The 21,198-nt window shown below is 41.7% G+C and carries 18 protein-coding genes; all 18 read right to left on the bottom strand.

The window, feature by feature from the left end:
• Positions 1-1,285: hypothetical protein (locus tag F6K52_RS13905; protein WP_293078453.1), on the bottom strand; the 1,285-nt coding region annotated here is incomplete at its 3' end.
• A 4-nt stretch (positions 1,286-1,289) separates the two neighbouring features.
• Positions 1,290-1,622, bottom strand: a complete 333-nt coding sequence (locus F6K52_RS13900; protein ID WP_287356269.1) for a hypothetical protein — start codon at positions 1,620-1,622, stop codon at positions 1,290-1,292.
• A gap of 96 nt (positions 1,623-1,718) precedes the next feature.
• Complete coding sequence (locus F6K52_RS13895) at positions 1,719-3,665, bottom strand: type IV secretory system conjugative DNA transfer family protein (protein WP_293078448.1); 1,947 nt, start codon at positions 3,663-3,665, stop codon at positions 1,719-1,721.
• 289 nt (positions 3,666-3,954) lie between these two features.
• Positions 3,955-5,340 (bottom strand): hypothetical protein, encoded by a 1,386-nt coding sequence (locus F6K52_RS13890; RefSeq protein ID WP_293078446.1) that lies wholly within the window; start codon positions 5,338-5,340, stop codon positions 3,955-3,957.
• Positions 5,330-6,184 (bottom strand): hypothetical protein, encoded by an 855-nt coding sequence (locus tag F6K52_RS13885; protein WP_293078444.1) that lies wholly within the window; start codon positions 6,182-6,184, stop codon positions 5,330-5,332. Before F6K52_RS13885 ends, F6K52_RS13890 begins: the two co-directional genes overlap by 11 nt.
• 262 nt (positions 6,185-6,446) lie before the next feature.
• Complete coding sequence (locus F6K52_RS13880; protein WP_293078442.1) at positions 6,447-6,569, bottom strand: hypothetical protein; 123 nt, start codon at positions 6,567-6,569, stop codon at positions 6,447-6,449.
• A 19-nt stretch (positions 6,570-6,588) separates the two neighbouring features.
• Positions 6,589-8,406 (bottom strand): TrbI/VirB10 family protein, encoded by a 1,818-nt coding sequence (locus F6K52_RS13875; RefSeq protein ID WP_293078440.1) that lies wholly within the window; start codon positions 8,404-8,406, stop codon positions 6,589-6,591.
• Positions 8,407-8,537: 131 nt separating this feature from the next.
• Positions 8,538-9,335: a hypothetical protein gene (locus F6K52_RS13870; RefSeq protein WP_293078438.1), complete on the bottom strand. Its 798-nt coding sequence runs from the start codon at positions 9,333-9,335 to the stop codon at positions 8,538-8,540.
• Positions 9,336-10,334, bottom strand: a complete 999-nt coding sequence (locus F6K52_RS13865; RefSeq protein WP_293078436.1) for a hypothetical protein — start codon at positions 10,332-10,334, stop codon at positions 9,336-9,338.
• Positions 10,335-10,341: 7 nt separating this feature from the next.
• Positions 10,342-10,617: a hypothetical protein gene (locus tag F6K52_RS13860; protein ID WP_293078434.1), complete on the bottom strand. Its 276-nt coding sequence runs from the start codon at positions 10,615-10,617 to the stop codon at positions 10,342-10,344.
• Between the two features lie 230 nt (positions 10,618-10,847).
• Entirely contained in the window at positions 10,848-11,555 is a 708-nt protein-coding gene (locus tag F6K52_RS13855; RefSeq protein WP_293078432.1) for a hypothetical protein, read from the bottom strand.
• A gap of 105 nt (positions 11,556-11,660) precedes the next feature.
• A complete protein-coding gene (locus tag F6K52_RS13850; protein ID WP_293078430.1) occupies positions 11,661-14,468 on the bottom strand; it encodes a hypothetical protein in 2,808 nt (935 codons plus the stop codon).
• Positions 14,469-14,473: 5 nt separating this feature from the next.
• On the bottom strand, positions 14,474-14,803 hold the full coding sequence (locus F6K52_RS13845) for a hypothetical protein (RefSeq protein ID WP_293078428.1): 330 nt from the start codon (positions 14,801-14,803) through the stop codon (positions 14,474-14,476).
• 131 nt (positions 14,804-14,934) lie between these two features.
• A complete protein-coding gene (locus F6K52_RS13840) occupies positions 14,935-15,555 on the bottom strand; it encodes a hypothetical protein (RefSeq protein ID WP_293078426.1) in 621 nt (206 codons plus the stop codon).
• A 600-nt stretch (positions 15,556-16,155) separates the two neighbouring features.
• Entirely contained in the window at positions 16,156-16,887 is a 732-nt protein-coding gene (locus F6K52_RS13835; RefSeq protein WP_293078424.1) for a response regulator transcription factor, read from the bottom strand.
• Positions 16,888-17,320: 433 nt separating this feature from the next.
• On the bottom strand, positions 17,321-17,686 hold the full coding sequence (locus F6K52_RS13830; RefSeq protein WP_293078422.1) for a four helix bundle protein: 366 nt from the start codon (positions 17,684-17,686) through the stop codon (positions 17,321-17,323).
• 106 nt (positions 17,687-17,792) lie between these two features.
• Entirely contained in the window at positions 17,793-18,869 is a 1,077-nt protein-coding gene (locus tag F6K52_RS13825; RefSeq protein ID WP_293078420.1) for a hypothetical protein, read from the bottom strand.
• A gap of 52 nt (positions 18,870-18,921) precedes the next feature.
• Positions 18,922-19,911: a hypothetical protein gene (locus F6K52_RS13820; protein WP_293078418.1), complete on the bottom strand. Its 990-nt coding sequence runs from the start codon at positions 19,909-19,911 to the stop codon at positions 18,922-18,924.
• Between the last annotated feature and the right edge of the window lie 1,287 nt (positions 19,912-21,198).

Genomic DNA, 21,198 nt, shown 5'->3' with positions numbered 1-21,198 from the left:
ATAAATCCCGTTGTGTCATCTGGGACATAAATTGTCCTTTCTGCTGTGAAAAGATGGTTCCTCGTCTATCCTTAGCCGCAATTGTGATATCGCCATTGGGAGTTGCTCTCCAGTTGTAGTTTAGTTTACCTTCAACCTGTACAGTATTTCCTTGTGATTGGGCATACTCGAGCAATGTATCTGCAACTGCCTTGACACGGCTAAAGTAGTCAGCCTCAGACGCTCCTAATTGCCGAAATTTTCCTTCAGGTTTCTGTCCCCAATCTAACTCCTTTTTTACCTGTGAAATTTCTTGATATTGCTGTTCATTGAGCTTGGGTTCTCCCTTTACAGTGACACCCATAGCACCAGCGCTAAACTTCATCAAGTTCTTCCCTTTTTTGTCAATAAGTGCATAGGAATTATCCTCGCGATAAATCGTATACTCTGCTGATTCGTAGGTATCTTGTCCTGGTGAGGCTTGGGAATTGATTAAGCGCACTAAGGTAGCAGCAGCGTCTTTTTGACGGGATGTCTCATGGTAGTTAGAAACAGCATTTTTTACTTTTTCAACTTTTTCTGAAATCGGTGAAACAACCTTTTCCCACCAACTGGGCTGTTTTGATTCAAGCATTCGCGCTTCAATCAATTCAGATAGAAACTCCGATTGCATAGCTTCTTGTTTTTGTTTTTGAGCCCTACGAAGCATACGCATCTCATTAACCTGGGACTGCAAAAACTTCTTTAGTGGTGTATCCTCTAAAGCCTGCACTGACCGTCGTACTGAATATAATCCACCTCTGTTTTCAGTATTAGCTTTTACGGGTTGGACTTTTGGTTTTAAAGCTTGGTTTTGTGGTTGAATTGGACTAGATACCTTTTGTTGTTGCCCCTGTAGTTGTTGTTCATCAAAAGCGTTAACTTTTACAACACCTTCATCATTGGTTTGTAAAATAACGATTCCATCCAATTCTACTTTTTTATTGGTCACCCCAACCATCTCTCCTACAGATGACTCTTTGGCTAAAGTCAACTGACCAATGATGTCTGAGTTTAAGTCATTGACCAACCTATCTCCATCTTTACCATAGACTACTTGATCACCGTCGGTAATTTTAATTTCAGCCTCTTGATTACTATTGTATACCTGACCATTAAGTTCTTGACCCTGTCGATTTTGTTCTTGCTTTTGCTGCTGCTTTTGCTTAAATGCTGCCAGTCCACTTGACCATTTGGAAATGACACCTTGGTATTGTCCTTGTAAAGATGATACATAGGACTCACTGACTATTGTTACTTTTGCCATGGTTTTAAACTCCTAATGCTCCCAACCCTAAGGCTCCAAAAATTGCTGCTCGGTGCTGCAAGTTCTGAGTGCGATCAAGTAAAATATTTTTTCCTCGATAAAACACACAAAGCTGCCCATCGAAATACCAAGCATTGTAGTCACTGACCTGATCGTTGTGCCTAGGCATTTCATAGGGTATGCCTTTGGAAACCACTACGCCAGCTAATAATCCATATTGATCAAAAATCTCAATCACATTAGGAAAATAGTCGATGGGTAATGAGGGTAGATCAGATAAGTTATTTGTTGCCCTATCTAAATCCTCTACAGGATTTATTTTATTGTTAGAAAACATGGCTTCCTCCAATTACACAATTTTCAAGTTATCAGATAGCAACCTGTAAGCTGTAACCTACAACCTGTAACCTGTAACCTCTAAGAAAGCAATTCATTAAAAACTTCCTTCGAGGAGGTCTGGTGAGACATCTTGATCAGATAGACGTGGAGGCCAATGAGAAGTTGCCGTGGATGAGCTAGATCCAGAGTTTGGTATTAATGCTGGGGTAGGAGAAAATGATGCTGGTGCTTGTATAGCGCCATTTGTTGGCAATGGAAATAATTGCTCTACTAATGCCATTCTCTCCTTAAGTTGACGCACCCTTTGCTGATTAGAAACTCGGTGAGATGCTCTCTTGACTTTAATTAAATGCTCTCGAATACTCTCCCACAAATTTTCTGACCACTCCTGCTCTTTAAGATCAAATTCAGGAATTTGAATTTGTTCTAACAAAGGCACATAGCTTTCTTTTGCTCTTTGATAAGCGGGATTGATGATGACTGCTTTACCAGTTGGTAATTTAATAAACTGAGCAGGCTCTAAAAGTGGTCGCTTGTTTTTTTGATCGGATTTAGAGTGAGAACTGCCCCCTGTACCACTACTCTTGGATTTGGATTTGAAATGAATTTGGAACTCTCCTAATAGGTCAGAGAAGGTTTTAGCGGAGTCTGGATCTTGGGGATTAAAGATGAACTTTGTAGCTGTACCTCCTAGAATAGCTCTGGTCAGCTCTTTGCCATACCTATTTTCTAATTGTCCTAAGTTTTGATAGCCTAGAATACCACAAAACCCATCTTCTCGGTTTTCATTTAACCAGTTTACTAGCTGGGGTAAGTACAAACTTGGTAGCTCATCGAGGGAAACAACTAGAGGGTCTCTTCGAGGTTTAATTCGGGAGACATTCCGGTTAATAACCATATGGAGGATTGTTGCCAATAGTGGTCCGACAATATCCCGGTTATTTCGATCTAACCCAAAGACGATGAGTTGTTTTCTTTCTAAATCTAAAGGTAAGGTGGTTTTTCCACAAAATGCTCCCATAAAGTCTTTTTTCAAGAATTTTTGGAAGGTTCTCTGAGCAATTCCGATAATACCGGCTACGGTTTTCTCACTTTCTTTGATACTAATGATTTGGGATAGAGGGCGAGTAGTCCAGACATTTAATTTCTCCTGGGAAGCAAATTCCAATCGGCTAACTAGGTCAGGCAAACTTAAAATTGCCTGTGCTGTCATTATATCACAATATCGCTGATTTTCTACTAAGGTGCCAACTGCCTTGGTTAACAAAAATATTCCTTCGACTAAACTATCACCCGCATCTTCAAAGAACTTATCACCACTGGCTTTTCCGCCAGTTAAATCTGTATTTCGGTTAATGACTTGGGCGATTTGACCGGCTGCGATCGCATCTTCTTCATCTTTTAGTAAATCCAAGGGATTACAGACATCTGACTCGGGAAAACCAGGGGCAAAAATATGTACCTTATAGCCTCTTTTTAAAGCATAACCCACGGCTCGTTTTGCTTGCGCTGGATATTTGAAGTCATATATAATTGTAGGAAATCCTTGGTCAAGGGATGAACGAATTAAAGGGTCACAGACTGAAAATGATTTCCCTGAGCCACTGGCTCCAATGGCGGAAATCCCCCGTTGGGCATCGGGAAGATATAAGGACTCGGCAGCAGGCTTAAACCAATTGAAAGCTTCAGGTTTCCGTTGCTTTTTCAATTTTCCCTGCTTTATCCATTCTTGCTCCTGACGCTTCTGAATGTCTTCGGGAGTGCCGACGTAGAGAGCAACGGAGTTTCTGGAAATATTAGCCATCTGTTCCTGAGCTTTTTTACGAGCAGCTTTTTTCTCCTTTTTACCTCCCCAATAGCCTGTAGCTAATTGACCTTTCTTGCCATCGGGTATTATCACTAGCAAACCCAAAGCTATCAAACAGCTGGTTATGGTGATTCCCTGATTAGTTTGGGCAAAATCTATAAGATTTTCTTTAGTAAGTTGCTGATAAATTAATCCCGGAGGTAGACTAATAACGTGATTTGTATTTTGGTTCATTTTTCTTTGAAAATCGAAAATTGAAGACAACTATAGCTGTTTTAAATTGGTTGAGGTACAGATTCCTGGGTTTTAGGGAACAGGGAATAGGGAATAGGGTAAAATCTTGTATACCTCACCCAATTAATAAATGCTATATCGTATTTTCAGGCTAGTTTTGCGTAAGTCCTATAAGCTGCTGATCTGCATTTAAATTGGTGATTACCTGTTCCCTGTTCCCTTTGATTAATTTAGGTATACCAATCTAAATGCTGAAGAGCTTAACAATTAACAATTTTCAAATTAATGACTAAAGTAAGCCTAAAAAGATCGGGTCTTGCTCTTGGTAGGACAGAAATGGTACAGGACCGATGAAATAGGGTGTACAACCTAAATCCACAAACATGTTACGGACACAATAGCGGAAAAATAAGGCTGTACCAGCAGAGCCTTCTGTTTCTGATGTATCCCAAAGCACTACCTTAAAGGCATCGCCAAAGGGGTGTCTACCAGTGGGTTCCATCCCATCATTTATTTGTCCTAAAAAACCGGAACCTCCTTCAACTTCTTGATATTTACCACTAATCCACTGCTTACCTTTGATACTTGGCTGACCAGCTAATTCGATATGAGCGCATTCACTTTCACAGGGAACTTTAAATCCTTCTTGATCACTACCGGAAATGGTATTATTGCGTTGAGATTCAGCTATGCCAAAGGCGATATCTAAAATACCAATGGCGCTCCCTTGTGCTTGAATCGGATTGGGAAATTGGGAAAATGGTACTTGGGATAAACCAGGAACTTGAGCGATATTGGTATTCTGCCAATCCTTAAATGCAGCGAGGGGAGCAACATCAATACCAGGTAGGGAATCTAAGCCATAAACCGATAGGTCAAGGGTGTCAAAGGAAAGGTCTCTGAGGTGGGGTGAGAATGCTAAAAAGTCTCCTAAGGTTTCTGTTGGGTCAAAGCTACTGGCTAAATTGATGGATAGTAAACCAAAGACTGGTTGCAGCTGTTCTATAGTATATCTTTCTAAATCAGGAATGGCGTCTACTAAGCTACCTAAGGTTTGGGAGCTCATTAACCCAAAATCTGCTAAGGACAAATTTCCTAAGTCCAATCCGGTTAGGGACATAATGCTATTCAAGCTAAAATTTTGTAGCTCAAATATCTGCTGAAAGTCTCCTAATTTCATATATTGGTCTGGTGTTTGACCAGCTAACCATGTCCTTGATGGGTCATAACCTACGGCTTGAATAATGTCTGAAGACGCTTGAAAAGAACCCCCTTGAGAAATACCGGGAAAAGTTCCGAAGGTGACTTGATTCCAATTTGGTAATTTAGTTCCCTCCCAAGCTGTGGTTGGCACATAGTCTTGCAGAGGATAACTTGCAGCATTTAATGCTAGCTTGGGTTTTACTTTTGGTTTTACGTGTGGTTTTACTTGTGCTTGTACCTTGGGTTCAATTTTCGTTTCTTTTACTGGTAGTTGACTGTTTTGAACAGGAGTAAGAGTTGCGACCGCTGTTGGCATTCTTAATCCAGAGGCAATAAGAATACCAGAAAGGACAAAGCAAAGACCTAAGCCAGTGACGAACCAATAGAGTAGAATAAATCCTTTTTTACGATGCTTATCTATTTGCCACCAAGGTTGATTTTTATGGGATTTTATCTGATGGTTACTGCTCATTATTTTTCTCCTGGTTTACCACTTCTTTAGTTAGGACTTCAATGGTGTTTTTTTGTTCATTTATTTGTGAAATTGCTGTTGGAACAGTTGGACGACGACCCATTTTTTGCAATTTATCTGCCAATTCTAAAGAAATACCGGCTTGAGTAGCGGCATTTGAAATAGTCTCACCGTCTTTGAGAAAAACGACGAAGTTATCTAACTTTCTATGGAGTTGTGAACCCTTGACTAAAAGTCCTTGTAAGGTTGCTCGAAAGATCCCCCGCTCTATGGCATCGACGACGATAAAATCTACGGAAGGAGTAGGTTTATTAAACTCAATGACTACTTCGCTAGGTCGGTCAGCAGGAGTTACTTTAAATAAGTAAATCTGCCTACCATTAATAGAACGAGTAACTACTGTCAAAAGTGTGCTATTTGTCTTTGGGATACCAGGAATATCAAGTTCTTCAATGCGGCGCAAATGAATTACAGTTGCCTGATTATACTGACAGTTTTTTTTAGCAACTAAGTTATCTAAGCAACCATCGACATCAACAGCAACGAATGAGGGATTATCAATCCAGAGCTTTTCAATCACTTCCCCAGTAGAAATGAAACTGATATTTACCCCATATCCTGGAGCTAAATCTACTGGAATTGGGTTATTTTGAGGTACTGAAGATTGCCCAGAAGAGGTTAGACTTACCCGTCTGACTGCTATGGCTGAATTACCAGGATCTGCACAAGCTGGCTTAGCTATAAAAAGGGATAAAGCAAATAGTAAAAGAATTTGAGTTTTGGCTGGTTTAATTTTTAACTCTTGACCTAATTGAATTTGTAAGGCTGAAAAAAAATTAGTCATGGCTAGTTAGAAGCTCCTTAAATTAAAAATTGAAACGTCAAAATTTATAGCATTTTTTGTATTAGATGAGGTACAAATTTCTGGGAAGGGTAAGGGCCTGTATTCAAACTCGGAGATCCCCCTAAATCCCCCTTAAAAAAGGGGGACTTTGACTATGGCTCCCCCCTTAAAAAAGGGGGACTTTGAGTATGGCTCCCCCCTTAAAAAAGGGGGGCTGGGGGGGATCATAATCTTGCGGAAAACTTTGTCTTGATGCAGTCGCTCATGGGGGGAACCCCCAAGACCGCGCTGCATCGCTGAAAACACGCCCTAGGGGTGGGTTTCTCTTCCCTGTTCCCAGATCCGCTGTTCCCTGTTCCCTAAAACCAGAAAATTTGTACCTCACAAAAGTAAAAAACGCTAGACTACAACTCAAAAGGTGTGTTGACAAAAATTTGTACTGAACTTCCGGCACCCATGTACCATAATTTGGGCAAATTTTGTATTCGGCGTGTTGCTGAAGCATTACGCTGTACAATGTCATCAGCAAGAGGTTTAAACCCTCCCTCAAGCACTGCTCCCCATAGGTTACGGTCTCGACTAGTGAAGGTGCTAGACTGGCTTGAGCCAAAACCACTGGAGGTGGTAATTTGACTCCGTTCAGGTTGATTGAGTACTTCTCCGACTTTGGCAGCAGAACCAAACAAGAAGGCGATCATGTCATTTCTGGCGATATCACCAGAACCGCGATCCCAGACATTCGCCACCATGGGATTACCTTTATTTCCTCTGAGACTAATCACTCCTGGGGGTAACTGATATTCTTGGTCATCGATGATTAATGCGATCGCATCACTATTCACTAGTCCATTATCATCAACCATGTGACAGAGAAAGACAATTTGGCTACCAGCTTTGAGCAAAACTTGGTTATTTTCATCCACGAGAGGCTCACTCAGACGCACCACAAATCGTTCATCCAAATTTGGTTGTTGAGAATTTCGAGACAGGTTTGACTTTGTCCAAACAATTGGTGTCACTAATTCCCCAGCTGCTTCTTGACCAAAGGAAAATAGCTTCCGTCTAATCGTTCTGCCAGCTAAAATACTGGCTTCTTCTGAGATAGCAACTTGATCAGCAAAGAAAACCGGAGACCCACTGAGGGGTTGGGGAGGATTGGGAGAGTGTGAAACTCTCTGTACAGTTGGGATTGACTGTGTACTAGCAATAGTAGAGCGTCCCCTGAGCCCATTGTTTTGTTGGGCTACTGGTTGTGTTTGTGGGCTTGGTTCCATCATCGCCACATTTTGCTCTGGCGCTTCTGGAGTATTCCCTGAACTCAAACCATAACTTCCCAGTTGGCTCAAAGCTAGCCATTGCTCCATGGGATCTATCTTTGCTACTGGGGCTGGTGGTGGTGGTGGAGGTGTTGGTGCTTTTGCCACAGGGGGTGGTGTTGGTGCTGTGCGCACTGGTGCTGTCCGCACTGGACGGGGTGGGGGAGCTTGACGAATTACCACCGGTTGCCGCACTGGACGGGGTGGGGGAGCTTGACGAATTACTACCGGTTGCCTTACTGGACGGGGTGCTGGACGGGTTGATGCTCTTACCACAGGAGGGGGTGGTGCTGAACGCACTGCTGGCCTAGGACGAGGTGGTACAGGTGTTTTCGGTGATGGGGATGGGGGTTCTTCTGACTTGGCCAGCTCTATGGTTGTTTTTGGTCTTTTTTTGTCTTGAATGGCTTGGATCTGTTTTTGTTGCTTGGCTAGGGCTAATTCAGTCTTCAGTCGTCCGATTTCAGAATCGGTCGCGTTTTCCGATTCCTTCTCAACACTGGTGGGAATCGGAGTAACTTTTTCGACCAATTTCTTCTTAGAAGACAAGGAGGTCATTCCTGTAAAAACTAATCCGGCGACTACAGCAATTGACCCAGTTACTGCACCAACGGAAGCACCTTTTGCCCAACCGGATTTTGCGAATTCCTGTTGGGTAACATTTAAGTCTGGATCTAAATCAGCGGTACCATCAGTCGATGGCATTACCCCCTGAGTGCTAGGATTTTGTTCTTGGTCATAACTAGTATCAAATTTTAGCAACTCAGCTAATGATTCTTCTGTCCATGTCGGGGCGGTATTCTCTGCACCACTGTTCTGCTGAATCAGAGTTTTTTTACTCATTTCTTCTTCAGATTTATGTTCGAGACTTTGGACATCAAAGTCTTTGAGATCTGATAGCTTCATAATTTCTCCCAGTTGCTGTAATTATTCCAGTTGATGTAGTCATGAGTCGCACAACACGGATGTATTAACACCGACGAATGCACGGATTAATGGACTCTTGTCATCAAGACTATTCGACTCATGATTCAGGTTTATTTCGAGTCTAAATCTTTGATACTTACCACTTCCAAACCTTTCTCTCTAGCTTTAGCAATAATTGGAGGTAGACTATCCTCTGCCAGACCTGGTGAATACTTAGGAGGTTCCACTGCCCGTACATGAATCTGTTTGTTGAAGGGAATATAGGTGGGCAAATTATTGGTAGTATCTAGAACGGTTAACGTGCCAACCAAATCGAGTGTCCATTCTCCTTCTTTTATTTTAATAGGTTCTCTGACAAATTGGGGGACAAAAGCAAATTGTGTTTTGCCTTTAAATACGTTTGATGGCGTTAAGTCTACTAACTTTAAGAGAAACGGATCACGAAAATCATCGGCTAAGGCAAAGCTAGCTTTCCAGGCTTGAGTAGATATTTTACCTCGACGCCTACCTTTGCCATGAATTTCTACTCCTGGATCAGAGTCTAAGTTAGAAAAGGGAACACCATCTTTTCCAGGTAATCGCCCTGTCCAAGTAAACAGGTCACTCATGGTTTTAATGGTAAATGCTTTAATTACCTCTGGTGTCCGTTCTTTATTCCCAATGGTTGTTACCGCAGTGGTTTCACCAGTATTCAATTGCACCAAGGAAGGAGCTGGCTTATTAGCTAGCCTTGCTTGAGCGCCATACAACAGGGCTAAGAAAAACAGAATTAAGGTATTGTAAGCAAAGTTGCTGATTAAGATAATCCCCAGACTATCCGTCACATTGAAACTGGATAACCAAGTACTCTTCTTACCTCTTTGGAGAAATTTTAGCTTATTCTGAGGAGAACTAGTCGTGCTGTCCATTTATTTCAAGCCTCCTAATACAAAAGCACTGAAGGAGTTTAAGCTATTAAAAATAGCTAGACCTCCTCCAGCGGCTAATACTAACGCTAGGATGGGGGCAATTAATCCAGCGACAAAAGCAAAAACTAATGGGTTATAACTCTCAGCATTAACAATTAATGTGGCGACTAAACCAACAATAATGTTGTAGCATATTTTAACTAAACCGATGGAGAAAAAGCTAATTAACCAAGCGTAAATTGCCTTAGCTCCCACAGGTAATAATGTGGCACCAACCGCTAATGGACCTAATAGCCCGGTTAGCAACATGGAAACTTCTGCTACCCACTGAAATGCCATCCCAATCGACATTAACCAACCCGTTACTGCGGTTTGTAAGGCAAAGCCGACTCGTTCAGTAACATTCAGAGGATTCAGCAATGAACCAATTTGAGCAAGCAATGCCTGAGATGAGGGTTGTAATGTTCTAGAAAACTCCTGTGCTTGTTGCTCTGCATTTGTTAAACAATCCACCTGTTGTTGAACATCGACGATAGAATCACATTGAGAAACCAATGAATCAATAACCGCTTTTGCCCCAATATTTTCTGTTACCATTTGGTAAGATTCTTGCAAAGAAATTCTGGCAGATGTGTTTTGCAGTAGTGAATTAGACGTATTGTTGATTACACTTCTGAGTCCTTGGGTGCCATTGGCTAACATTGCTCCATCATTGGCTAACAAAACCGCGACTAATAAGGGCCAGATGATCTCAGACCACATAATTGGCTCATCGTATTCTATTAAAGCTTTTGCCCATTGAGTCATGAATAGAACTAAGCTTCCCACGGCAAAAAACACCCCCAGTGTAGCGATCACAGCATACAACCCACCTCCGAGGACTTCACTCCAGAGCTCATTCATGGCTTCTGCGATCGCAATTTGTCCGGTACGACCATTCTGGATAATCTGAGAGGCTCCATTACTAAATTGAGCCATTAAGTTGGGGGTGACTATCATTTAATGATTACCTCTTGACGTGATTAGTGATGGGATCAGCAAAGTTGAAACATTGGCGAGAGTGGGTAGATGAGGAATTCACAGAGATGGGCAGACGGAGGAAATCCGGAATATAAGGACGAACAGACATAGCGATCGCTACGCATGGGGATAAACAAATAAGGTAGGAATAGGGACAAGCAGGTAAGCTAGACCAAGGAGACATAGGAGCAATAGTTGTGAGTGAGGAGTAATATAGCGCTACGCGCAAGGCAAGAGGCAAGAGGCAAGAGGCAAGAGGCAAAATTTCACTAAAAGAGCGTTTCAGCTTGTATCAATGTCAAACACCTTAATGCGTAGTCCTATAAGTGCTAAGTGCGTGAATTCAGAATTGATAATTATTGAATAATTCTGGATCGAGATAACTGTTGACGGTTAACGATTAACAATTAACAATTAACGATCAACAGCTACCTGTAGGGTGGGCAAGGTTTTGCCCACCCTACCCATGGATTCTGTGCATAAGTCCTGTAACTAAAACAAGCCACTTAACGAGGTAATTCTCAAAGTTTCCATACCAGCGCCCAGTTTTTGGTATTGATCTGCCTGAGTTTGTCCATCCAAAGCACGAGAGATGTTGCTTTGGAGCATGTTAGAAATTTCTTGTCGTTGCGCTTCTTCAACGGTAGCAGCTTGCAAGGAGCCGAGTATGGCGGCTTGACGAGCATTCTGAAGAGCGACTTCTTTGATCACATTCTGAGTAACTGTCTGATTTTGAGCTGTTTGTGCTGATTCCTCTACCTGTGAAACAGTATCCTGCATTTGCTGTAGCTCCTGGATTGACTGCTGCTGTCCTTCTTGACTAAGAACACGAGAGGCTGATGCTCTAGCAACTTGCCTTTCTACTTCATTAGCAAGTTTGTCTCCTTCATAAATTGGGTAATCGCTTTCTTGGAGACTTTCCTCAATTGACGCTCTGACGTCTTCCACATCGGGGATACCTAAAACTCCCATGGAATCTTCCAATGCTGATTTCAAATCGTTGTCTATGGTTTCTGGTAGATTAGTAAACTCATCGAAGAAATTTGTAAAGTAAGACTTAACCTTCTGAAATTCCTCAACAAACGAGCCAACAAAACTATCGACAATTCCACCAGAAGCATAGGCTGGTTTAGGAACTGTTGTAATTAGGGTACTAATAATTAACAACTGCATCCAAGTTTTGGTCATATTTTTCGCCATGATTTAACTCCTTGATTGAATAGTTACGAAAAAATGCTGAAGGCTGAAAACTGAAAGCTAAAAGCGTATCCCTGACTCACCTAGATCATATTCTATTTTGAAGGCTTAATTTTGAAGTCCAACTTCTGCTCTCGGATCAGGTAACTTTGAATTCACGACTTGGACTTCTGAATTACGCATTTCTGCCATTTTTTTACTAGCATAATGCATAGCCATAATTTTATCCTTGGGATGTAAGCGCATTGCTGTCTGACGAATTGCTGATTCTTCAGGATTATTAGCAACTGCTGTTAACAGTGCTGAACCGGGATAAAATCGACAGTAGGTGTAAATGCCATTGTCATCGAGTAACCATTGAGAATACATTCCTTCTTGTTTAGGAAAAAATCCTTCTGTGGCATTTTTGTTAATAATCTCTGAAGGATATTTCAAAATATTGACAAAGCTATCAACTGCTGTTGGTTGAATTCTCCCTACTAAGCGAGTTGTTATATTCTGAAAAATTTTCGCTGCACTGGGAGACTTGGAAATCGTATCTGGATCTTGAGCCGATAAAATTACCCGAATTCCGGCTTTGGCTCCATTAGCACACAATCTGCCAATTAATTCAGCAATGGAATTATACTGGAACAGAATGGGACTTTCATCGATGAAAAATATACTCACCGGCGAGGCTAAAGAACGTCTTAAGGCTGCTGAGTAAATCCCTAAGGAGAGTAGTGCAGCATCTTCGTCACTACTAATATTCCGTAAGGCAAAGACTAATAACTGAGCATCACTTCTAAAGGTAGAAGGACGACTAATTGCTTGTCCTACTCGGCTATTGATCCAATACCTCAGTCGCAATTTGACTTGATCTAAGGCTTGAAGGATATCCCCAGATACAGAGGTAACTCGCAATCTCTCTAAGGAACAAAAATCAATAAAATCCGCAAGGGTAGGCATTAATTGCCATTCTTGAGAGTCTAAGCCATTGATATTTGCTGCTACATAACGGTCATGGATTTGATCATCATCAAAAAAGGCTTTGATTGCTAAGCTTAACATGGCTCTGATGTTATCCGTATAAGTCCGGTCATGAAACGTCGTGGAGCCAAGAACCATTAGCATTAGTGCTTCGACTAAGAATTCTTTGTATTCTGTAAGTCTCTCTTGTTGTAGTTTACCATCTAATCCCTTTAAGTTGGGCAATTCAAAAAGATTAACTGCCTCTCGACCAATATCAAAATAAGCTCCTTTATCCCCGAGAAAAGCGGTGTAGTCACTAAAGGTAGAACTGCCATCGGGTTTTGGATAATCCATAGCTGAGATGGGGATACCATGAGCTAAGGCTTGGGTAATAATTCCTGATGCTAAAACAGATTTTCCACTGCGGGTGGTTCCGAAAATACCTAGGTTTTTATGCTGTTTAAATAAGTCAATAAAAACTGGCGTACCCCCTTCAGCAGAGATTAATTCAAATCCCGTTCTATCCACTGTCCGGGTTTTGACTACTGGCATTAACCCTGGTGCAATATGGCTTAAATAGGTATGCGATCGCTTAAACGGACGCATTAATAGTCTGCTCCAGGAAATCGGTAAGGTTTCTAGCCATATTTTCCAAGGATATTCGGTCTCTCTTACCATCCAAGCTGGTGGAGGAAAATAAGATTTTAAAGTATAACACGCCTGATCTAACTCTTGTGGAGAATCGCGATGGACTAAGAAAACAACCGAGACATTAAATGGCACAGCTCCTTCATATAGAGCGGCCTGAGCCTCGACATTTTTCTGAATATTTAATTGTGCTTTAACATTAATCGTATTTTTTTCTTCTGCATATTTTGAGGAGACATTTGCCTGTTTCGTCAGCGAATGCATTTTGCTGGTTACTGTTTTAATATTCGCTTTGGAAATCTCGCAAAAACAATCGGTGTCATAGACCTCATCTTTTGCCATGACTTGCCACAGATAGCGCATTTGGGATTCTTTATTCCTCCACCCTTCAGGCTTATCTAAAAAGAGCATGACTGCCGTATACTGGTCTTTGAGATTAATCCAACGTCGATCAGCAAATGGAATAGCGGTATAGTCTTCCATTAACAGAGAAACCGGGTGGATTTCTGAGTAAACCTCTTCACTCACTCCAGCTTCAGTTAAGGAAAGCAACTGGGGAACTGAGCGAGGTGGTGTATTATTAAATCGCTGCCACACATAATTCCAACACTCTTGAGCAGAAAGGGGGCGAATCGATAGACCCATTTGATTGCTCAATAGCCTTTCCCAAAATTGATAGCCATTATTAAAGGCAATCTCTATCACTCTCTCGATCTGCTGTTTTTCATACTCATCCAGCTTGCCAATGAATCCGTTCCACCACTTGGTAGCTGTCATCAAAAATTCTTCGATTTTATCAGATGCTCCCTCTCGACCTGATTCTACGGTATAGGTAGCAAATAAATACAAGGTCTTTGGCTTTCTAATTCCCCCTTTGGTCAAGTCTTGAATTCGCTTCTTTTCTCCCATTATTAGGTACTTTAACTCGTTAGAGTCTGTATCCTTAATCAACTGACTTAAGGTGTTTTGTCTATCAGTGTCATCAGTGAAAGATTTTAGGTGAATGGTGAGAGTTTCCTGCTCTGGAAAATCTTTTAACCCAGCTTCGATGGCATCAAAAACTGGATCAATTAACTCCTGGCGTAAGGTGGTGTGGATGCCTCGACATTCAAAACCAAACACAAATTTATAGGAAGCTTCTCCTTTTCTGAGAATGTATCCACCAACATCATATCCATCAATTCTGACTTCTAGGAAACTAGCTAATTTACAGTCATCCTCGAACGGCTTTAAGGTTTTCTTTTTACCATTTCCTACATCAACCCGCTTCTTTCCCATCTTTTGTTTAGCTTGATCGTGAGCTTGAGTTGTTGTCATACTTTTTAGCCTTTGCCCTTTGCCTTTTCCCGTTTAACATCTAAAAGCCTTTGGTATCTACCCATTCCTCTTGTCCATTGAGGTACAGGTATAAACTTAGAAAGAAATTTCCAATGGCTAGAGGAAGTTAGCACCCACCAAGTAGACATACCCCAAACTCCGAAACAAAATGTCCATACCCAACTAGCTCCTAGTACTCCCTTGACGATGTAATAGGCAATTGCCCAAATTATTGCCCAGGGGATAAACTGATCGGCTGGAATAGGACCAATTCTCGGTTTTTCATCAAGAGTTCGGTTAACACGACGGAATTTTTGCTCTGAGTTATTTGCCATAGGTCAAGCTATTTTGGATCAGACTTGCGTTCCTATCAGTGATTGAAAAAACCTTCAATCTCAATAAAACCCTGACTAATCATCCCTTCAGCTAGATAAAACTCAACAGGCAAATTAGATAAGCGCGTAGTTTATGCTCCTGTGCCAGTGATATAGCCTGCTAAAAGATCACCCAAGGTAACTACAATCAAAATGATGATTGGAGTACGGGCTAGGGTTTTCCAGTCATCATCTTGTTGGGCAGCATTGACTACTTTTACCAATGAAATACCCAAATAAATGAGGAATAGTGCTCGTAAAACGTTAAACACCAGGGACACCAGCTCGGCGTCTACTTCAGGAATAGCACTAGTTAGCCAATCTTCTGCGACTTGGAAAAACTGGGCATGGGCTGGCGCTGCTGTAAAGTCCAACATAAACCACAGAAAGGTGAATAGGAAAAGACAGGCTCCTAAACCATATTTCCTAACTAGCCGTTGAATTTGATTCCCAGAATTACTAGGTTGGAGTCCAATCCACTTCACTCCCACAACTAGACATATCAAAAATGATACACCCATCAAAGGAGTGAGGGAGGTACTGATATAGAGATCCAATGCCATTGCGATCGCAGCCATGCCCATTAAATAGCCCAACGGCACTTGCTTCAACTGAGCAAGCAACTGAGCAAACAACTGAGCAAACATAGTTTCTTTACTTTTCCAGCGCTGTTGTTGACGAGGTGACATCGCAACAGAGGACTTGTTGACCATGGTGGATTTTTCTTCCCGTAAATTTTCTGACTCTTATTGTGATACAGAAAATTTTGAAATCGCAAAAGCGATCCCAGAGGAATAGTTCAATTTATCTTTATTAATAAATGTTACTGATTTAACGAGCATTTTGAATAAGCTAAATAATTGTAATTACTTCACTCCAGGGATTACAGTTACTTAACCTCTCAATATCATTGGCACAGCTCCCCAAAAGTATCAAAATGTTACTCGTCCAAAAGGAATAGATAAATAAACTTAATTTTAAGAAAACTCTGATAAAAGAAAAAAAACTTAACAAAAAAAACGCTGAAACTCAACCTATAGGTAGAGGCGTTAGTGGTTAGTGGTTAATAAGCTATTTGGCTTAATTTTAAACTTAAACAAGTAAACTTTAATAGCTAAACTTTACTTGCTAATTGCTAACCACTAACCGAATCTTGGTATAGCACTAAGCATTAAGGTGTTTGACATTGATACAAGCAGCAAAAGCTGTCGCAGTTAACTTTTGCCTCTTGCCGTCTTGATGCAGTCGCTCATGGGGGAAACCCCCAAGACCGCGCTGCATCGCTCTTGCCTCTTGCCTTGCGCGTAGCGCATCTACTTCACCAAACCACTGCGAAGTGCTTGCACTGCTGCTTGTGTTCTATCGTCACAGCACAGTTTCCAAAGCAGAGAACGAATGTGAGTTTTAACTGTGCCAAGACCTAGCAATAATCGCTCGGCGATTTCGTCATTTGTATAACCGGCTACGATCAATTCCAAGACAGTTAGTTCCCGTTCAGTCAGTGGATTTTCCCTAAGAATTTGATAATAGTCAGGCTCACAGGAATTGATTAAAGTAATGCCAGAAAAATTCTTAACCGGTGACTTGATACTATTTTTTAGGAGATAACCAGCTATTTCTGGATCAATCCAGTGTTGCCCTTCATAGGTAGCTCTCAAAGCATCTAAGAAAGTACTGGTATCTACATTAGTTTTCGGAAAATTGATACTTTTTATATAATAGGAATCTACCCCAGAACCAAAAGCGCTGATCACAAATTCTTCTGATGTTTCCCAAGATAGCAGCAATATGTTAGGAAAAAATGCCACTTTCCAATTTCTGACTAACCGCAATAACGCATCACTATTGCTTGAAGGCTCTAAATTAATGACTACTACATCCGGGTTAGATTTTTTTAAAAGGGCGGCTACATGACGCATGCTAGAAACTTGGGACACCAAACTGACTTCCTTGTACTGCTCCAAGACTTTTCTTAGACCCAACTGCACCAAATCACCCCTCTCAATCAGTAACACCCGAATTTCTTTGATTACGTTCATAACCATAGACAGAACACTGATACCGAAATTGACAACTTACGATGTGTTTGCTGACCTAACAACCCAAAAAAAAATGGAAGCGATTGGCCGTAGGCCACGCTACGCGAACGCGCTCCATACCTCAAGATTGGTCAGCAAGCTTGTGATCATGAGTCGCCACCTACCGAAATTGTTTCCATCGGTTGATTAGTGCTTTGACTCAATATCCCTGATGATACAACTCATAAGAGTAGGTTTTTAACAAAGACGTGAGGCGCGGGGTATGGGGTGTAGGGGGTAGGGTGTGGGGGGTAGGTTTTTTACATTTCGGTAAAACATGGGACGACCCAGAGGGAGAGGAAAAGGAAAACAACGAACAAGCGATGCAGCGCGGTCTGTACCCCCACACCCCACACCCCACACCCCACACCCTACTCATAAGGGTGGGAGGTAGGGAAAATCAGTTCTTGTTTTCTAGGGCGCGAATTAGAGCTGATAGTAATCTACCATTCGACTCGCATTGGCTAAGAAGGGAGTCAATAACTTCACCCGACCCTAACTTCACCCTTTTCGAGAGTAGAAGATGAGTTTCTAATTCTTTGAGGGAACCTTGTGCAATATATAAAAACTGAATATACTCAAGTCTTGTTTTTCTTCCATATCCCTCAGCAATATTAGCTGGAATTGAAGCTGATGCTCGGCGAATCTGGGAAATCATTCCATAAAGTTCTTCTTTGGGAAAATGACGAGTAGCTAAATAGGACATCTGAGCTAAATCCATCCCTACCTGCCAAACCTTTAGGTCACGATAAGATTCTATTGTCATTATTATGATACAAGTAAACTATCTTTCTTCAACCCCACACCCCACACCCCACACCCCACACCCCACACCCCTGTCTCCTTTTTAGCTTTGTTCTCACTCCCTCAGCTTATTTACCCTTAGTGGGATTTTTTGCTTGCTCTAAGGCAATTTCTTTAAGGGCTTGATAAGAGTTGATATTAGAAGCACCCTCAATTGCCTTGACCGCTAAATCCTGAACTTGTTTGAGGGCAGTATCGAGTTGCTGGGAAAGACTGTGTATCCGTGCTGAGGATTCCTTTATTGTCTGTTCCAGGGATTCAATTCTTAGCTGATAGACACGATTATTTCCTTCTAATTCCTTATTCTGCAAGTCGGCTTGAATTTTGACCTGGTGGCTAGCAATCGCTTTGCCTTCTTCTTGGGCTTTTTTGATAGCTACGGATTTTTCCTGGTCGAAGGCTTCTACCTTAGTTTTTGCTTCTACAAACTGCTTCTCTCGCTCTGCGATCGCATTTTCCCGCTCTGTCCATTGTTTCTCTTGTTCTTGCCTTGTTTCCTCCAATTCTTTGTATAAACCTTCTTGGTTATGCTTGTAAGCTTCTTCATCTAAGCTGCGTTGTAGGGCTAAATTATAATCATACTCTTGAGCATCTCGCTTACGGGTTTTATTTTGTTCTTCGTTCCGTTCTTTAATAGCTCGTTGCTGTTCCTCTTTTTCTTTGTACCAGGATTGTTGTAACTGATTCATTTCCAGCTCTAACTCTTCCCGTTTTTGGTAAATTTCTTCATCGAATGCTTTAGAGTTATTCTGATATGTTTCGATTAAGGTATCTAAGGTCTCGTCTTGAATTTCTGATAAATTGTGGAGTTCAGCAAGTTGTTGATTTTCCTCAGTAACCCCTGTTCGTAATTCTTCTAGTTTAGCGGCTTCTGATGTTAGTTTTTCCGACAACTCACTGACACTACTCCCAAACCCTAATTGCAGCTTAACCAGGCTGTCAAGGGTATACATCATTTTGTCTTTCATGACTTTTGCTGATACTGATCCATTAGTTTGCTTTTTTTCCACCGTGGATACTTGAGGAGTTGCCGGATTGTTCATCTGCTTCATTTCTTTTTCCAAAGCATTTCGTTCTGCTAGTAATTCCTTGTAAGCCTCTAAAATTTCTGCTTTGGTGTTCTTGCTGTTAGGTTTGCGTGTCATACTTTCAAGGTTATATTCTATTTGACAATTTCTGAACTGGTATCACTAGTCACTAATTTTGAGCGTTGCTGCTTGAAGAGCCATCAAAAGCTTTTAAGGTCAGGGCTTGAGACTGTTTCAGGGTCTCTTGCAGCTGACTATATAGATTTTCAATTTGTTTATTTTGTTTTTCTATGTGTTGCTCTAGAGACTGAATTTTAACGTCATAACCCTGTTGATTAACTTCCCACTCTTTGGCGAGTAAATCAGCCTGTACCTTAGCGTCGTTTTGGACTTTTTTAATGGCTTTATCTTTTACTTTTTTAACGATTTCATCTAGCTCAGCTGGGAAAGCTTCCACTTTCTGTTGATATTCTTCAAACAGGGCTTGAGATTCTTCTAGCTTCTGTTCTCGCTCAGACCATTGCTTGTCTTTTTCTTGATTGGCCTCTTGTAATTCTCTCTCCTGGTTACGGCTCAGTTCTTCATACTGATCCGTCTCAATTTTACGTTTACGTTCTAATTCGTATTGATAGTCAGCTTCTTGGCGTTGTCGTTCCCGAGTCAATAATTCGTTTTGTTCTTGACGTGCTATTTCAAAGTCTTCTTGGTCTTTTTGCCAAAGCTTACGTTTTTGCTCTTGGTCTTTCTCGATCTCTTCTCGCTGTTGAGCTGCTTTTTGCTCTAGGGATTTCAGCTTTTCTTGGTGCTCTTGATTCAGCAAATGTAAGGCATCAGCTACAACTCGAACTTTCTGAAGGTATTGCAAGTGTTCAGTTTCTACCTTAATCGCCAGCTTTAGCTCATCAAGTTTTGAGGCTTCTGATGATAATTTTTCTGACAATTCATTAACAATGGTGCCAAACTCTAGCTGTAAATCAGCCATGCCTTTGACAATATTATCAACGGTATAGTTTGATGCTGTTTCCAGCACTTGTTGATTTTTAGCTTTTTCTGCTTCTTCTTCTTTGGTGGCAATTTTTGAGTCAATGTTTTGCCGGTCTTTTAGGATTTGCTCAAAAGCTTGGAAAATTTGGTCTTTACTGTCTTTTGTGGCAACCATATAGTGTGTTCCTTTGACGATATTTAGATGTTTTTAATTGACAATGATTACTTGAAAATTGCTATAGCGCTGCGCCCAGGGAATAGGGGGAATCGGGAATCGGGAATAGAGAATCGGGAATAGGGAAACAATAGGTATGTGTACTTCATTAATATGAGAACCGCTATAGTAGCCGGTGGCTGGTTAGTAATATTAATCCACCCTGCGAGATCCCCCCTAACCCCCCTTAACAAGGGGGGAACAATAGAGAATAGACAATCGCCCTTCCCCATAAACAAAAAGGCTATGCTTGCTCTGGCTTCCCCCTTAATAAGGGGGACGGGAGGGGGATCACCCTTACTGCTTAACAAGGGGGGAACAATAGAGAATAGACAATCGCCCTTCCCCATAAACAAAAAGGCTATGCTTGCTCTGGCTTCCCCCTTATTAAGAGATCCCCCCTAACCCCCCTTAACAAGGGGGGAACCATAGAGAATAGACAATCGCCCTTCCCCATGAACAAAAAGGCTATGCTTGCTCTGGCTTCCCCCTTATTAAGGGGGACGGGAGGGGGATCCCGACGGGCTTGGGGGGATTTATCCAAAATCTAGGCAGTATTGACAGTGCTCTTATCTGAGATAGTTCCCAAATAAGAGGTTTCTATATCAGCCAGTGGTTAATGGCAAGTACCCCACACGACCCACAGGGATACGCTCCGGAAGCGTTTCGGCAAAGCCGACGCTACGCGAACGCAAAGCGTGGCCTACGGCCTCAGCTTCCGCGCTTATGCGATCGCTAATCTACAATCCTTCGTTGTAGGAGCGATGTTATGCCTCTAGGGGTGTGGGTGCAATGGTTAAGAGAAAAAACTAAAGTAGTACAAATGTTCTACTTTATTGTACTGAAACTTTAGTGGATAAGTCAAGGGCAAATTGCCCATGGTACTCTGGAACTCAAGTAGCTGTGTGATACAAAACACCCGAAACCCACTTTATAAAAGGGTTTCAGGCTTACTTTAGTCAGAATTTACTCAAAACTCGGGGATTTCAGCTATAGGGAATAGGGGATCTGGGAATAGCGGATCTCGGAACCAGCGGATCTCGGAAGCAGCGGATCTAGGTAGAACCATGAAGGATTAAGAAATAGTAGATGCACCCTGACTCATCCCTCAGCTACCCGCTGGGGATTTTTTTTTCATTTCTAATTTCTTCCGGAGCGAGACAGAGCAATGAAGGATTAAGAAATAGTAGATGCACCCTGACTCATCCCTCAGCTATCGGCTGGGGATTTTTTTTTGTTTAATCTTGA

Origin of the sequence: Moorena sp. SIO3H5 (assembly GCF_010692395.1) — a bacterium.
Classification (GTDB): Bacteria; Cyanobacteriota; Cyanobacteriia; order Cyanobacteriales; family Coleofasciculaceae; genus Moorena.
Note: the sequence above shows the minus strand (reverse complement) of the source record. Positions and strands in the feature narration are given on the sequence as shown.

Coding starts and splice junctions, on each gene's coding strand:
- F6K52_RS13870 (WP_293078438.1), bottom strand. CDS start 9,335: ATGGACAGCACGACTAGTTCTCCTCAGAATAAGCTAAAATTTCTCCAA.
- F6K52_RS13830 (WP_293078422.1), bottom strand. CDS start 17,686: ATGACAATAGAATCTTATCGTGACCTAAAGGTTTGGCAGGTAGGGATG.
- F6K52_RS13845 (WP_293078428.1), bottom strand. CDS start 14,803: ATGGCAAATAACTCAGAGCAAAAATTCCGTCGTGTTAACCGAACTCTT.
- F6K52_RS13850 (WP_293078430.1), bottom strand. CDS start 14,468: ATGACAACAACTCAAGCTCACGATCAAGCTAAACAAAAGATGGGAAAG.
- F6K52_RS13890 (WP_293078446.1), bottom strand. CDS start 5,340: ATGAGCAGTAACCATCAGATAAAATCCCATAAAAATCAACCTTGGTGG.
- F6K52_RS13900 (WP_287356269.1), bottom strand. CDS start 1,622: ATGTTTTCTAACAATAAAATAAATCCTGTAGAGGATTTAGATAGGGCA.
- F6K52_RS13885 (WP_293078444.1), bottom strand. CDS start 6,184: ATGACTAATTTTTTTTCAGCCTTACAAATTCAATTAGGTCAAGAGTTA.
- F6K52_RS13855 (WP_293078432.1), bottom strand. CDS start 11,555: ATGGCGAAAAATATGACCAAAACTTGGATGCAGTTGTTAATTATTAGT.
- F6K52_RS13820 (WP_293078418.1), bottom strand. CDS start 19,911: ATGGTTGCCACAAAAGACAGTAAAGACCAAATTTTCCAAGCTTTTGAG.
- F6K52_RS13865 (WP_293078436.1), bottom strand. CDS start 10,334: ATGATAGTCACCCCCAACTTAATGGCTCAATTTAGTAATGGAGCCTCT.
- F6K52_RS13825 (WP_293078420.1), bottom strand. CDS start 18,869: ATGACACGCAAACCTAACAGCAAGAACACCAAAGCAGAAATTTTAGAG.
- F6K52_RS13835 (WP_293078424.1), bottom strand. CDS start 16,887: ATGGTTATGAACGTAATCAAAGAAATTCGGGTGTTACTGATTGAGAGG.
- F6K52_RS13840 (WP_293078426.1), bottom strand. CDS start 15,555: ATGGTCAACAAGTCCTCTGTTGCGATGTCACCTCGTCAACAACAGCGC.
- F6K52_RS13875 (WP_293078440.1), bottom strand. CDS start 8,406: ATGAAGCTATCAGATCTCAAAGACTTTGATGTCCAAAGTCTCGAACAT.
- F6K52_RS13895 (WP_293078448.1), bottom strand. CDS start 3,665: ATGAACCAAAATACAAATCACGTTATTAGTCTACCTCCGGGATTAATT.